The sequence below is a fragment of the Paraclostridium bifermentans genome, from assembly GCF_964259345.1.
GTDB classification, from domain to species: domain Bacteria; phylum Bacillota; class Clostridia; order Peptostreptococcales; family Peptostreptococcaceae; genus Paraclostridium; species Paraclostridium bifermentans_B.
In genome coordinates this window covers 165,409-180,924 of record NZ_CAXVJR010000002.1, presented here as the reverse complement: position 1 = coordinate 180,924, position 15,516 = coordinate 165,409, and the positions used below count along the sequence as shown (strand labels likewise).

Genomic DNA, 15,516 nt, shown 5'->3' with positions numbered 1-15,516 from the left:
AAAAATTAATTGGAAAAGATAAAATATCAACTAAATATATCTACTATCATATAAATATAATATATTCAATTTTAAGGGAGGATATTTTGAAAAAAATAAAATTTATTATACCTTTAATTATAATATTGCCTATATTATACCTTATTGCTACAATCAATCCAAATCCAGAGCCTAAGTATGATAGCACGAAATCTAAATATGATAATTTAGAAAGTGCATTTTTAGAATATGTTGAGATTTTATACAGCGATGAAACTCTAACCACTCACGATATAGTAAAAGATTTAACTGGACGTGACTCATATAAGACCGATTCCTCTAGCGTACAATCTTTAGATTTTGAATATGAGGATAAGGTACTTGATATATCTTTTGTTGAAAATTCTCTTCATGACCTGAGATTAGAAACAAATATTAATAATCTAAATAAATCAATACAATTATATGAGACTTATAGCGCTAGTGCTCATGTCACATCCAGCTCTATAAATACACATAAAAAACTACTAAACTCCATAGATTCTTCTTTTGATATTGAATTTATAGAACTTAATAAGGAAACTATTGATTCTTATCTTTTATTATTAGAAATATTAGAAAGCGATGGATATCTTACCCTTGATAGTTGTAGAAATGTACTTGGTTTAAAACTGGATACTATTGATGATACAGTAGATATGACAGGTAGTTACAAGTTTGGATACTGGAAAATTTATAAAGAAAAAGGATATACTATTACTGCTTATGAGGATGTTGTTATAGATATGTATCTTCAACTTAATGCTATTAGCTCAGGTATTGACCATTCTATTTTATTAGGTACAACTAATGAGTTTATATTTAGTGATGAAAATCAAGTTAATACTTTTATTACTAAGACAGATATTAATGAGCTTTTAGATTCTTCTTATAGTGCTACTGCACATATATTTCTAGCACCTGACTATAATGAGGTTCATGAAGTTCCTAAAGAAAAGTTTTATAAGTTATATGATTTAGTAACTTCCTTAAGATAGTTATCATCAAGTAATAAATACCTTCTTTGGTTATTGTCCAATTTTACTTCCTGTACTTTCGTCTTTAGTTCACCTTATTCTTGCTTAGTTTGTACTTATCTATCACATATTATACTATACTTAATATAAGATTAATGCTGACTATATTTAGTAATTTGCCTATATAAAAATAGATATAGGATTTAGTAGTAATTTATATTAACTATACTATATCTATAATACTATATTTAAACTTACAAATAAAAAACAGAGAAGGTGGATATATAGGTTGCAGCGACATTTACAAGCTCTTCTCAGCTTGTATGGAGCAAAACCTATATATCCACCTTCTCTTAAGCCTCGGCAAAACAAATACAATCTATATTATTCGTATAAAAATAACTTTGCTTTGTAAATACGTCGGCATCATAATAAATATTTTACTTTTTATTAGGTTTATTTCTATTGTTAGATTTTTTTCTATTATTAGATTTATTTTTATTATTTTTGCTAAATCTATCTTCCCTACTTCTTCTATTATTATTTCTATTATTGTTTCTATTATTATTTCTAGAAGGTTTATTAACAACTACTTCTTCAATAACTTTTAACTTAGGTGTCTCTTTAACATCTATCTTTTTATTTATAAGTTTCTCGATATTCTTATATCTATCTAGCTCATCTGGTGCACAGAAAGATATAGCTATTCCGCTACGTCCTGCTCTTCCAGTTCTTCCGATTCTATGAACATAGTTTTCAGCACACTCAGGTAAATCAAAGTTTATTACATGAGATAATCCATCTATATCAATACCTCTAGCAGCAATATCTGTAGCCACTAAAATTTTAATCTTACCTTGTTTAAAATCATTTAAAGCCATTTGTCTAGCATTTTGTGACTTGTTTCCATGTATTGCACTAGATTCTATTCCTATCTTATCAAGCTCTTTTACTATCTTGTTAGCACCATGCTTTGTTCTTGAAAATACTAATAAAGACTTAATATCTTTATCTTTTAAAACATGTGTAAGTAGTTCTATTTTCTGCTTTTTATTGCCTACAAAATATATTCCCTGAGAAACAGTTTCTGTTGTAGATGACACTGGTGCAACTTCTACTTTTGTTGGATTCTTACATATAGAGTTTACCAATTTTAAAATTTCTTTTGGCATAGTTGCTGAGAAAAATATATTTTGACGAACTTTTGGAAGATATCCTATTATTCTTTTTACATCATGTATCATACCCATATCTAACATGCTATCAGCTTCGTCTAATACAAAATATTTTACATTCTTTAAATTTAAAAACTTTTGCTTGTATAAATCAAGCATTCTACCTGGAGTTGCAACTACTATATCTACACCATCATGAAGTGCCAAAACTTGAGGATTTTGTGATACACCTCCAAATATAACTGTAGTTCTTATATTCATATGTCTAGAGTAACTATCAAAACTTTCACCTATTTGTATAGCTAACTCTCTAGTAGGTGCTAATATTACAGCTTTAATATTTCTTTTTCTTTCTTTTGAATTACTTTTTTCATTATATATATTTTGAAGTATTGGAATAGCAAAAGATGCAGTTTTTCCTGTACCAGTTTGAGCACATCCAAATAAGTCTTTTCCTTTTAATAATTCTGGGATTGATTTTTCTTGTATTGGAGTCGGACTTTTATACCCTTCTTCTTTTAATGCCTTTTGTATAGGCTTTATTATATCTAAATTTTCAAATAACATATTTGCTCCTTCGATTTGTATTTATCTCTTGTGTTAACAAAAAAGACACTTGAACATTAAATTACAAGTGTCTTTTTACTATTATACACATTTTTTCTTAAAATAGCATCATATTATTTTTGAAATCCTAATATATATCTACTTACTAGCCTCAACTTTTCTTATTAACTCTACATTAGATCTTTCTACAGCACTTAAATTACCTTCATTGCCTCCAAAGTTTGGATTTGGATTGTACCAACTTTTTCCTGAGAAATAATTAGCGTACGTTGGATTATTAAACACATATCCATTTCTTGCAAAGATCTCATTTCTTATATATGCTAACTCACTCTTACTATATTTGCTTAACTCAGCTTCATTTAAAGCTCTAGAACTACTATCACCTATTATATAGCCTCCAGTTTTTTCTGAGTCTTTATTTTTATCCTCATCCTTATCTTTTTCATCTTCTTTTTTATTTTCTTCTTTATCTTTATTATCTATTTTATCATCTGTTTTGCTATCTTCCTTGTAATTACCTTTTATTTCATTGTAATACTCAAAATCTTTTATATTATAATCATGTTCCTCAGCTTTTTTCAAATAATTTAAAGCAGTCTCATAATTGTTACTTTCAAAGTTTTCTTTAGCTCTAAATGCATAAGCATTAGCATATAGTTTATTTGAATCTTTTACATTAAGTACATCTTGTAAATCGTATAATATATGTTCAAAATCTTTGTTCTTTACAATTTTATCATCTATTTTATTTATTACATCTTCATCATATTTTATTTTAAGAGCTTTTTCATAATAATCCATAGCTTTTGATATATGTATTTGTTTATCACCTTTAAATACATAATAATTATACATTAAACTTTTTCTTCCAAGTATAAGACCTATAACAACTACTAAACAAACAATTCCTATCATTGCAAATATCTTCTTTTTATCCATAATTCATCTCCTCCGTTTGATTTTCATATCTGTAGTATATCTTTCAAATTATAAATATAATAATAATTCCATTTTCAATTATACTAAGATATTTATTACTTTCTATTATACACTCTTATTTTGTACAATCAGGTAAATTTTTGTATTTTTACATATTTTATATATATTTCGAAAATTTTTTATGTACTAAAAGTTATTTTACAATAAAAATAAAGTACTAATTTCACTTAGTACTTTACTCTTCATATCTTTTTATAAATTCCTCTGCAACTTTCATTTTAAATTCTATAGTTTCTAGTATGGATTCTACCATATCAATATATATAGCTTCTCTTATTTCCATATAGTGCAAATGAACTTTATGCCATTCATTTTGATCTACTATACCATGTTTTTTAGCATATTCTTTCTTTTGTATTTTCATTAATTTCTTAGGTATATTCAAATCAGAACTCTCTTTTAAAAGTTCGTAAATTATTTCTTCTTTTGGGGTTACATCTAACCATTCTTTAGCAAGTTTTTTTCTATTTACTCTATAGCATACTTCTTCTGCAAATTTTATACCTTCTTCGTAAGGCTTAGCTGCTTCTATATTTAAATTTTTATGAGAACATACTTCCCAAAAATCTAATTCTAATTCATCTATTATCTTAGTTAATGTAGCAAGATTTGGTTCTCTTTGACCTTGCTCATACTTAGCTATTGCATATTTTGATAAACCTACCCGCTTTGCTAGCTCATCTTGAGTTAACCCATGTTTTTTTCTAGCTGTCTTTATTTTCATACCTATATTTTCCATAACAATCACCCAATCCAATTGTAACCCAGTTTGGGTTAGTGTACAAGTTAAGATAGTGTAACCAATTTTCCATGAACTACTGTTCTAGCATCATCAAATTCATAACTACAAGTAGATAATGTAATTATTTTATCTTTTTCTGATACGTTTATATTAGATTTAAATAATGATTTACTTTTAATATCATTTATATAGTCTTGGTATTCTTGATTACTTGAAAAGTTAGTTGTTAAGTAATCATCATTACCTTCTGTTGTATAAACTGAAAATACTTCATATATGTACTCTTGGTTGTCTTTCATAACTTTTATTTTGTTATTTTGATTAAAGAATGCTTCATCTTTAAATTTTAGTAAGTTGTTAAACATTGTTTTGTTTCTCATATTATGTCCATAAAGTATTACATTTTGAGATTCTTGATTATCTCTGTAGTCCATAAAAATAGCTCCTGAGCTACTATTTTGTTTGTAGAAGTCGTGTTTTAAGTAAAAACTGTTGTTATCACATTGAACAACAGGATAGTTTATATTAGTGTTGTCCACGTTTAACCAAAATTTATAATCAGGATTTATTTCACTTAAAGACTTATTATTTTCAGTTTTATCGTTGTTTCCAATTTTATCATCATTTGATTTATTATTTACTTTATTTTCATCGCTAGGTTCATTTTTCTTATTATCTTCGTTATTAATATTGCTGTTAGCAATTTGATTATTATGTATTTCTTGTAATTGAGTATATGTTTCATCAGCTTTTTTGTAATCTGCTAATTTTGAATATATTTTATATCCGCTATATATCAAAATTAATACTAATATTACATTTATAGCAGTTTTAATGTGTTTTTTCATTTAATTTAATCCTTTCAAATCTTTAGAAAAATAAATTATATAAAATAAGTCTATAGATATAATATTTTCTACAGACTTATTTTTTCATTATCTTATAATCAAATTTAATGTTCAAGAAAATCCTTTAATTTGTTAAATTCATATACATACTTTTCTTTTACTAATTTAACTATGTTAAGTGCAGTTGTTTCATCATACATATGCGATGTTCTATTTCTATCCAACATCATCTCAATCCATATATCTCCATCGCTTATTAGTTTATGTTTATATGCGCATCTTATAGTACTTCTTGGTGCTAATGCTTCGTCTAATATTCCTTGGTCTTCTAAATATAATTTCATAACTTTCCATGATTGTTCAAAAGTAAATTCAAATCTTTGTATTATTCCATCAACTATAATATCATCACTTAAGTCTTTTGTTAATGCTTCTTCAAGTCTCTTTAAAGCTTTGAAAAAATCTTGCTTTCTTTCATCTAATTTTTTACCCATTATATATATCAATCCCTTCTCTTAATATATTGTCTATAAGTTCTTTTTTATTTAACTCATTAAAGTTTAATATATCGAAACTTAAAGGTGTATTTATTTCATCTATGTCCATACTTACCTTTGCTTGTATCAAATGTGTTATGTTTTTACCAAATAAACATATATCTACATCTGAATTGTATCTATTATCTTGTCTTGCTCTTGATCCAAATAATATTACTTTTTCTATCTCTTTGTATTTAGAAAATATTAATTGAAGTTCATTTTTTAATTTTTCTTCCAACATCAAATCACCTTTATATATTAGTTTTTTCTTTATAAATCATTATATCGATTTAAATAGCATGTGTCTATGTTTAACTTAATCTCTTATAGGTTTGGTACAATCACAATAAGGATAACTAGAACAACCATAAAAAATTCCATATGGCCCTGATCTTATAACAGTATCACTGCCACATATCTCACATTTTCCATTAATACCTACATCATACTCATTAACACTATAATCCTTGAAGTCACAATTAACATTACTACATCTCATAACAACTTTATTATTAAACTTATCTGCTTTTAATTTACTAGAACACTTTGGACATACTACATCCCTTTTTTCATTAGCATATCCATACTCTTTTTCTAATTCAACTATAAAATCGGATTTATCAAAATCATTTACAAGTAAATACACATTATTTTTAGTTCTAGTAAGTGCTACATAAAACAGTCTTCTTTCTTCTGCATAGTCATATTCATTTTTATTATCATTTAAAAGTTCATAAACGTAATCATCTTCTATATTACTAGGGAATCCCAATTGTCCACTTCTCGTATTTATTATAATTACATTATCACTTTCTAGACCTTTAGACTTGTGTACTGTCATAAACTTTATATCTAAATCTCTTCTTTCTCTAAATATTACTTTTTCTCCAACTTGAATTATATCAACTTCATCATAAAAGTTTCTCATGTCAAAATTGTATCTTCCTATTAATAATACACCGCTATCCTTTGGTAAACTTCTAAGTGTATCTATTAATTTAGCTTTTAGTGATTTATTATCAAATCCATATTTTAAAAATACAGATGATTTTATTCCATTTATAATATCCGTTTTACTTCTATTAGGCTTATATCCTCTACCTTGTATATCTTTTTTTATCTGCTCTGGGTTTTTCTCTACAAATCTACTACTTATATCAACTATACTTTGATTGTATCTATAAGTTTTTTCAATCTTGCTACATTCTGTGTATCCTACATAATCTTTAAAGTTTGTAAATAAAGCTACTTCACTTCCAGTAAATTTATATATGCTTTGCCAGTCATCACCTACACAAAATAGTTTTGCTTTATTTTGATCTCTTAATGATTTTATCAAGTTTAATCTATTTAAAGATATATCTTGATATTCATCAACTATTATATATTTGTATACAGATGTGTATTTATTTTGTTTTACATATTTTAAAGCTAGGTTTATCATATCTGAAAAGTCTATCTTATTATTTTCTCTTAAAGAGTTTTCATATCTTTCAAGTATAGGTATTATAAGTTCTACAAAAGCTATTTTTCTATCTCTTTTAGCTTTGTTTCTTTCATCTTTAGTTTTCTTACGTACTGTTGATATTTCTATGTTGTTGGCTCTCATATAACTTACAAATCCACTTATTAATTTTATAAGAGATTTTATTTCGTTGTCATTTTGTTTTAATAAATCTTCAAATATTTCTTTTTGCCCTCTAGGTTTAAATTGTACCCCTTCTTTTCTAAGCTTCTTTTTAAGGTTATCTAATAAAACACCATCTCTTTGTTCATAAGAATAACTTTCTATAAGTTTAGTGTGTTTTTCTTCGTGTAATTCTCTTTTCCAAGCTATCCCTTCGTTATATACTTCTTTTGCACTTTTTCCATCTTTGCCTTCAAAGAAATCTGGTACATTTCCGTTTTTATCTATACCAAAGTGTTCTATGTATATATTGTAGTCTGGTAGATAAAAGTCTGGTTTGTATTTAGTTTTTACGTATGGGTATTGTCTTTCGTATGTGTAGTTTATATTGTACATATAGAAAAAGTTTGCTATATATACTTCTTCTAAGCTTTTTAATTTCTCTCCCTTTATACTTTTTATATTAGAACTTTTTAAGTAATTTACATATTCATTTAAGTTTTTAAAGTCAAATTTACTTTTATATTCATGCATATGCTCTGAGAAGAATTTATTAAATACGCTTAAATAACTGTTGTCTTTAAGTAGTTCATTTATTATTTCTTCTATTGAATCATTTATGTTTTTATCAGTTATCTCTGGTTCTTTTTTATCTACTTCTTCTATTATCTTTAAGCCTAGTTTATGAAATGTCATTGCATCTACTTGGCAGTTAGAGCTTTTTACTATTCTTTCTTGCATTTCTTTTGCTGATTTATTTGTGAACGAAAGTACTAATATATCTTTACTGTTATATCCACAGTGTTTTATTAAGTATTCAACTTTACCTACTATTACTGTTGTTTTTCCTGACCCTGCTCCTGCTACTACTAAATTGTTTATTTCATCTTTTAGGATTATTTCTCTTTGATTTTCATCTAGACATTTACCTTCTACGTTATCTAGAAAGTCTTTTAATTCTTCTTTTTTTCTATTTATAAATATATTGTTGTTTTCTAGTAGCTTATTTTCTAGTTCATGGTTATTTTCACTTGTTAAGTTTTTTATTCTTTTGTTCAAGTTATTTCTATATATAAGTTTATCTAAGAACTTGTCTATAAATGATATTTGATTTTTATATTCTATTACTTTTCCTGTATCTTTGTTTAGGTTGTTTTCTATTTTGTCTTTGTAATTTTTGTCTAGGTATTGTTCCCCTATTGTAATGTTATTTATAAGTTTAGTTCTTTCATCTTCTATTACTTTTATTTTATCACTTATGTATTTTAATTTATTTTGTCGGCTCATTATATCTCCCCTTGAAAATTACTATCCTATAATATTTATTAAGTCTTCTCCGTACTTTTGAATCTTAACAGGTCCAAATCCTTTTATATTTTCTAGTTCTTTTAGATTCTTAGGTTTATTAGTTATTAATTCTTCCATAGTTTCATTATTAAATACCATATAAGCTTTTATTTCTTCTTCTTTGCTTTTTGATAATCTGTACTCTTTTAAATCATTTCTTATATCATCATCTGTTTTTAAATTTATATTTTCATTAATTTGGGCTTCCTTTTTAATAGTTACTTCCTTGATAGGAACTTCATTATCTAGTGAGTATTTAGCTTTGTAATCTATGTTTAACTCTTTATGCTGTTGTTTTAAACAATTTGATATATTCATCATATCTTCTTCTATAAACACCCATTCTATCTTTTTGTTATTTTCTATATTTGATATATATTCTATTAGCTGGTCGTGTCTTATTATTTTATCTTTTATATCTTTTGGTGCATATTTTTTATTTATAACAGTTTTTGGATTTGCAGTTACGATTAAAGATTCTATTCTTTTTAATTTATTTTTATAGCCTAGTTTATCTTTTAGTAGTTCTTTTAATAAATTTATATGTCTTTCATTTTGAACTATAGGGCTATACATCCCCTCTTTAGATATTAGTTTTTTGTAGCTATTTTTCTTGTATCTTATAAATTCACCTTTATCAGTTATAGATATATCTCCTATTAGGTTTTTACATTCTATTACAAATATGTTTTTAGTAGTTATTACTATAAAGTCTATTTGTGCAGTTAATCCATCGTATTCTATTCTTATATCATGTAGGCATACCATTGGCATAAAGCTATTTTTTAGTTCATAGTAGATGTTGTTCTCTCCTACTAATCCGTACTTTAATCTTTTTATATCATTTTCTATAAGTGATTTCGAATTTTGATTAGCTGAGTCCAATAAATTTTCAAGTTCTTTTATTTGTTTATTATTTTTAGTAAATTCTTTTGTAAATACTGGTTTAGTTATGTTTGTTGGCTTGTTTGTTACCACTTTTATGAATCTATTTAACATGATTTTACCCCTTTTTTCAAATTATCCTTATCCTATATTTTACCATATTTTTCTATATTATTATGTTTTCTAACTATTTCGAACATATAAAATTCACTTTATAAATCTAATGACTTTGTTATTTATATAAAAAGAGACTATTGTTTTCACAATAGTCTTTTTAATAATTCATATATTAATTGAAATAGTTTAACAGTTCATAACAACGCTCTTTTACCATTTGTGTTAAAGCTCCATTACGTCCTATTATCATCCAGTTTACATGCATTCCTGTTTCATTTTTTTCAATCTCTTTTTGCTTAGCTTCCTTATCTTTTACCCAGTTTCTTTGTATATCCCTTAAATCATTCATTGTGTCACTAGGTAAGGTAGCATTTAAATCTTGATATATCTCATTTAAAACTTTATCATAATCTTCATAAACTTTAGTAGTTTCAGTTACATAATCAGCATCGCATAATTCACCATAGTTATATTCATTATGAACACTTTCTTCTTCCTTTTCTAACTGTGCTAGTTTATCAAAATATATTTGTTTTTTATCTTGTGAACTACTTTTACTGCTAGTACTAGTACTTTCATCTTTATTATTTCCTTCAAGTTTTTTTATCAATGCTACATTAGATTTTTCTACATCGTTTAACTCTGATTCATTTCCACTAAATTCTGGATTAGGTTTATACCAACTCTTATCATAGAAATAATTAGAATATGCTTCTGTATCAAATATATATCCATTTCTAGCAAATATCTCATTTCTTATGTATGCTAATTGCTTTTTACTATATTTACTTAAATCTTCTTTTGTTAAATATCTTGTGCTACTATCTTCTATTATGTAATCTTTGCTATCGTTATTAGTATTTTCTTTATTAGTATTTTCTTTTTCTGATTGATTATAAGCTTCAACATCTTGTGGTTTATTCATTAAGCTTTTTCCACCAATTAAAATCCCTACAACTACTAATACACATACTATCCCTGCTATTATAAATACTTTTTTCTTATTATTATTTCCATTACCATAGTTATTATCTATAGGTTTAGTCTCTTTTTGTACCTCAACTTTACTTCCACAGTTGTTGCAAAATGTCATACCTGGCTTTAGTGGATTCCCACAATTTTGGCACTTGTTCATTAAATTTCCCCTCCGTAATTACTCACTAAAGCAATTATCTATACCATTTGCTATAGCATTTGCTATTTTTTCATGATTAGATACATCACTTATAAAGTTGTCATCTTCTTTATTTGATAAAAATCCCATTTCTATTAAAACAACTGGAACATCCGACCAATTAAATCCAGTCATATCATCTCTTTCTATAACACCCCTGTTATGTATGTTTAATTCTTTAATATAATTATTTATTAATTTTTCTCCATAAGTAGCACTTGTTTCGTATATATCTTCTGTGTGTTGATTTTTAGCAGGCACAAGTACTGATGCGCCTTTTGCACTACTACTTTCTGCTGAATCTGCATGTATCCTTATCACTAAATCGGCATTATTGTCATTACCTACCTTAGCTCTTTCTACATTACTTATAGAATCCTCTACATCTTCTTTTGTCATAATGACATTATATCCTTTTTCAGCTAGTATATCTCTTAAAAGTTTACCTATAGATACTGTTGTTTCATTTTCATAAATATTTGTATATGCGCCTTTAGCACCTAGTACATCTTTATATTTTAATTTATCGGAACCTGGTGCCATTGGCTCTTTTTCAAAATCTCCAACAGATGAGTGTCCTGGATCTATAACAATAGTTTTTTCATCGTCATCTATGGTATTTAAAGTTACTTTTGTAGTTTTTACATCTTTTTCTTCTTTGTTACTACAACCACCTAAAACTAACAAGGTACATAATATTGTAATTATGCATATGATTTTTTTACTCATATCTACTCCCCTAATAAGCTTAATTTTATTCCACAACATGGACAGAAGTTTGCTTCTTCATTAATTTCTGTTTCACATCTTCTACATGTTATATATGTAACTTCCTCTTCCTGTATTTCAACTTTCTTGCCACAATTTCCACAGAACTTATCATCACTGTATAAAGTGTTTCCACATCCACATTTAAATCCTTCTTTTAGTATTTTTATATCTTCTACTTCCTTTTTGTTTTCATATATTAAATGTTGATATCCTGCTATGTTGTTGCATTTTTCCTTTATTTCTTCATTTTCGATAAGCCCTTTTGATACTAAGTTGTAAACCATGCTTCCTAGTTCTTGTAAGCTTTGTTGTTTTCTTGAGTCTAATTCGTTTAGTTTTTTGTTTAATTGTGATATTTCTTTTCTTGAATCCATTTTATTTTTTCCCTTTTCAAATCCTTTTTCTATTTTAGATATTCCATTTTCTATTGTATTTTGCATATAATCCTCCTCACAGAAAAAAGAGACTGTCAAAATATAAGTATACAAATACATATTTCGAGTCAGCCTCTTTGTTTTTATATATTTAATATATATTTTTAATAATAATACATAGCACCCATGCCGAATAAAATTATAAATCCTACTATTGCTATAAGTGTAAGTACAGCCATACCTATAACTATTGCTAGTGGTAAAACAAGGTTTGTTCCACCTTTTTTTTGCATAGCAAATTCTCTTTGGCTATAATCTAAGATATTTATTTCGCTAAGTTTCTTTTGTATATGGTCTAGGTATATATAGTTTGCGTACATACCAAATGCTATTGATACTCCTATAGATACTATCCATCCTATATAAGGAATACAGTTTAATACTACTGTTATTAAGAATAGTCCACCTGCTTGAAGGTACATTTTTCTATAAAGTAACCAGTATATGTTTAAGAAAAATGCTGCCCAGTTCCAAGTTGTCTTGCTTCCTGTTTTTGTTATAGTGTCAAATTTGTTTTGATAATACCCAGTATTCTTACCTACAAATTTCATTATATCGTCTAAGTCACTATAATTGTTTGTGTTGCTACTTACATTACTTTGTATGTTGGTGTTGTCTTTTTTGTAGTCTATATTTTGTTTATTTGAAACTAATTCACTACCGCAATTTGAGCAAAATGAGCTTATGCTGGTATTTTTAGTTCCACACGCTGAACAAAATACAGTATCTCTACTTATTTTTTCCATGAAGCATCTCCTTGTTTATATATAATTTATTAAATAGTCCAATTGTATATTAAGATGTTGTTTAAATTTTTAATTAAAATATGTAGCTACTATATGCATTAAGAATTTTAAATTATTTACTATTATCCTTTGATTTGAATTTCAATTATGTATTAACGTTATTTTGATAATAATTTTCATTTTATTACCATTTGGAATTCCTACATTACTCATTATACACATATGCTTTGTCTTATTTTGTAAAATCCTCTGATTTTATATATTTTTTTGTTTTTATTTTCATTATTTAATATCTACCATAGTCTATATTACAAAGTTTAAATGTGAAGTATTTATAACATAAACGCTTGCAAAGCTCTTTGATAAGTGATATATTTATAACACAACAAGTTATAAATATATCACTTATCAAAGGGGGATAACTATATGTTTAATAGCCAATTTACTATTAAGGCACAACTTACCACTAATATTTTCAATGCACTTTTTATTTTGCTAATTTCAACATTTGACCTTTACTCAAAAGGACAATATACAGAATATGTATCATTAGCATTTTGGGCATGGATAATTTTCATTGCAATCACTTATCACTTTAAATTAAATGGACTTAATGATGAATTATCCGAATCTATATTATCAAAAGTAAACAAAGTAAGTATAGAAGTTATAGTTGGAGCTTTAATCGCAGTTGGTATGCTTGCTACAACACCTGTTACTTCTTTTATATTTAAATCTACTAATATTCTTGGAGTAGTAATTCTATCAACTTTACTGTTACTTACAATTTTTAGATTATGCTTATTTGTTTATTATGATAGAAAGGGATTTTACAATTAAATGTTTAGAAAATAAAAGATACCCTCAGAATCCAAATAACTGGATTTTAAGGGCTTTTTTTATATGAATATATCCTAGATCTATTAAAACTTTCAGATTAATTTTTAGCTTTACAATAATCTACAAACTCTGTTATTGCTTTTAGAGTTTCTTCTGGCTTGTCTATGTGAACATAATGTGTAGCACCTTTAAGTTGAATATGTTGTGTATCATCAGACATTGATAGTATATCTGCAATTTGATTAGTTTTTAACTTTGCAAATGCATCTCCCATAGGTCCTTGCGCCATAGCATAAGGATCACACTCTATATAAAATAAAGGTGTATTTCTTAATGCATTTTTATCGTCTTTAACTTGATTTTCACTCATTAATACATCATCTAGAGTTCCATCTGCTTTTGTATATCCTGCTATGAAGTCATCTCCCATTCCTGGTACAAATTCATTAAAGAATCTATATCCTTCACCTGTTACACTTCTTGCAGAACCATCTAAAAATACTACTCCTTCTACTTCTTCAGTGTACATTTTTGCAAATTCTATAGCCGTATGCCCACCTAAAGAATGCCCTACTAGTATATAAGGTCCTGGAATATTTTTAGCTTTTAATAATTTATATAAATTTATAGCCTTATCTTTCGCTGTTTTTGTAAGCCCATTAAAGTCATTCTCATTGTAATCTATTGTTCCACCATTCATAAGTATTTCTTTATTTTCCTCGCTTAATGGTGCTAAGTTTCCTGCATCACTGCTTCCACCTAACCCAGCTCTATCATATGATAAAGTTTTTGCTGTTTTAGATAATTGTTCTTGTATATATGAAAAGTTGTCTAAGCTTTCTCCATATCCAGTATCAAATACAATTGTAGCTTCACCATTACCCATTTCTTTTGAGTTTATTATTAATCCATTGTCTAATTGAACCTTTTCTATATTGGCATTAGTTGCCTTTTGTTCTAATGACGTTTTTGAATTATTCTTTTCAAGAGCTAGTGTAGTATTAGTTCCCCCTGCTAATAAAGCTAGTCCTAGACTTAATGTTAAAGCTACTTTAAAATTTCTTTTCCTCATCCCCATATAAATTTCTCCTTATATATAAAATTATTTTCCATTTAATGGTAATTGTTTTATAGGCATTTGTAAATAACTTTTTACTTAGATCAAAAATTAGCTATATAATTCTATGCTTATACGTCTTATTTCCTATTTTTCAAAGTCTATACTTTTTTCAATTAAAAATTCTTTAAGTTTTCTATTTTCACTAAGACAAAGTCCCTCATGTCCTATTGTATATAAAAGGCATTCATTATTATTGTAAAATGATATATCAAACTGTTCATCAATATCAAAAGTATTGTAATATCCAATACCATCATCTAGTTTGTATTCAAAGAAATTTTCCTGTCTTTTAAATAGCTTCAAAGTTGTTTTATTGCATGAATATACTCTCATTTTAGATTTAGGTGATTTTGCCATACCAGGCCATTTTTTAACTTTCTTTTCTTCTATACAAAATGAATTTAATTCATCATCAAACTTTGATTTTTCAATATTTTTTGCATCACCATACATACTTACAACTTTAAATTTATCACATATTTCAAATAAATAATTTATTATTGTATAATAATCATCTTTACTTTTAATGTTTATCTTATACATTTATATCCTCCCCCTTGCTTTCATAGTAAGAGTTCTTAAATTTC

Annotated in this window: 16 protein-coding genes; 2 read left to right on the top strand and 14 right to left on the bottom strand. The window is 26.5% G+C overall.

The annotated features are described in order from the left end of the window. The first annotated feature begins 86 nt into the window (after positions 1-86). Positions 87-1,016: a hypothetical protein gene (locus ACEXNK_RS04945; protein WP_373599214.1), complete on the top strand. Its 930-nt coding sequence runs from the start codon at positions 87-89 to the stop codon at positions 1,014-1,016. 419 nt (positions 1,017-1,435) lie between these two features. Here the strand turns inward: ACEXNK_RS04945 and ACEXNK_RS04940 are convergent, their stop codons facing one another. From ACEXNK_RS04940 to ACEXNK_RS04885, 12 genes are all read right to left on the bottom strand, one after another. Next, on the bottom strand, positions 1,436-2,737 hold the full coding sequence (locus ACEXNK_RS04940) for a DEAD/DEAH box helicase (RefSeq protein ID WP_373599215.1): 1,302 nt from the start codon (positions 2,735-2,737) through the stop codon (positions 1,436-1,438). Positions 2,738-2,875: 138 nt separating this feature from the next. Further along, positions 2,876-3,679, bottom strand: coding sequence for a YARHG domain-containing protein (locus tag ACEXNK_RS04935; protein WP_373599216.1), 804 nt, complete (start codon positions 3,677-3,679; stop codon positions 2,876-2,878). Between the two features lie 235 nt (positions 3,680-3,914). Next, positions 3,915-4,478, bottom strand: a complete 564-nt coding sequence (locus tag ACEXNK_RS04930) for a helix-turn-helix domain-containing protein (RefSeq protein ID WP_373599217.1) — start codon at positions 4,476-4,478, stop codon at positions 3,915-3,917. Between the two features lie 47 nt (positions 4,479-4,525). Further along, the gene (gene srtB, locus ACEXNK_RS04925; protein WP_373599218.1) at positions 4,526-5,329 is read right to left on the bottom strand and encodes a class B sortase; all 804 of its coding nucleotides are present in this window, start codon (positions 5,327-5,329) and stop codon (positions 4,526-4,528) included. 104 nt (positions 5,330-5,433) lie between these two features. Next, positions 5,434-5,823 carry a nucleotidyltransferase substrate binding protein gene (locus tag ACEXNK_RS04920; protein WP_373599219.1) on the bottom strand — a complete coding sequence of 130 codons (390 nt, stop codon included), beginning with the start codon at positions 5,821-5,823 and terminating at the stop codon, positions 5,434-5,436. Continuing rightward, the gene (locus tag ACEXNK_RS04915; protein WP_373599220.1) at positions 5,816-6,106 is read right to left on the bottom strand and encodes a nucleotidyltransferase domain-containing protein; all 291 of its coding nucleotides are present in this window, start codon (positions 6,104-6,106) and stop codon (positions 5,816-5,818) included. The genes ACEXNK_RS04920 and ACEXNK_RS04915 overlap by 8 nt, the downstream gene beginning before the upstream one ends. A gap of 78 nt (positions 6,107-6,184) precedes the next feature. After that, complete coding sequence (locus tag ACEXNK_RS04910) at positions 6,185-8,782, bottom strand: UvrD-helicase domain-containing protein (RefSeq protein WP_373599221.1); 2,598 nt, start codon at positions 8,780-8,782, stop codon at positions 6,185-6,187. A gap of 21 nt (positions 8,783-8,803) precedes the next feature. After that, the gene (locus tag ACEXNK_RS04905) at positions 8,804-9,841 is read right to left on the bottom strand and encodes an NERD domain-containing protein (RefSeq protein WP_373599222.1); all 1,038 of its coding nucleotides are present in this window, start codon (positions 9,839-9,841) and stop codon (positions 8,804-8,806) included. A 175-nt stretch (positions 9,842-10,016) separates the two neighbouring features. Then, entirely contained in the window at positions 10,017-10,979 is a 963-nt protein-coding gene (locus ACEXNK_RS04900) for a YARHG domain-containing protein (protein ID WP_373599223.1), read from the bottom strand. A gap of 18 nt (positions 10,980-10,997) precedes the next feature. Next, positions 10,998-11,747 (bottom strand): N-acetylmuramoyl-L-alanine amidase family protein, encoded by a 750-nt coding sequence (locus ACEXNK_RS04895; protein WP_373599224.1) that lies wholly within the window; start codon positions 11,745-11,747, stop codon positions 10,998-11,000. Positions 11,748-11,749: 2 nt separating this feature from the next. Then, positions 11,750-12,229 carry a zinc ribbon domain-containing protein gene (locus tag ACEXNK_RS04890; protein WP_373599225.1) on the bottom strand — a complete coding sequence of 160 codons (480 nt, stop codon included), beginning with the start codon at positions 12,227-12,229 and terminating at the stop codon, positions 11,750-11,752. A gap of 98 nt (positions 12,230-12,327) precedes the next feature. Next, complete coding sequence (locus ACEXNK_RS04885) at positions 12,328-12,969, bottom strand: DUF2628 domain-containing protein (protein ID WP_373599226.1); 642 nt, start codon at positions 12,967-12,969, stop codon at positions 12,328-12,330. 426 nt (positions 12,970-13,395) lie between these two features. On the opposite strand from ACEXNK_RS04885, the gene ACEXNK_RS04880 reads away from it, so the two are divergent. Beyond that, positions 13,396-13,809 carry a hypothetical protein gene (locus tag ACEXNK_RS04880; protein ID WP_373599227.1) on the top strand — a complete coding sequence of 138 codons (414 nt, stop codon included), beginning with the start codon at positions 13,396-13,398 and terminating at the stop codon, positions 13,807-13,809. A 97-nt stretch (positions 13,810-13,906) separates the two neighbouring features. Here ACEXNK_RS04880 and ACEXNK_RS04875 read toward each other — a convergent pair whose 3' ends face one another. Beyond that, positions 13,907-14,887, bottom strand: coding sequence for an alpha/beta fold hydrolase (locus ACEXNK_RS04875; protein WP_373599228.1), 981 nt, complete (start codon positions 14,885-14,887; stop codon positions 13,907-13,909). A 126-nt stretch (positions 14,888-15,013) separates the two neighbouring features. After that, positions 15,014-15,472 carry a hypothetical protein gene (locus ACEXNK_RS04870; protein ID WP_373599229.1) on the bottom strand — a complete coding sequence of 153 codons (459 nt, stop codon included), beginning with the start codon at positions 15,470-15,472 and terminating at the stop codon, positions 15,014-15,016. Between the last annotated feature and the right edge of the window lie 44 nt (positions 15,473-15,516).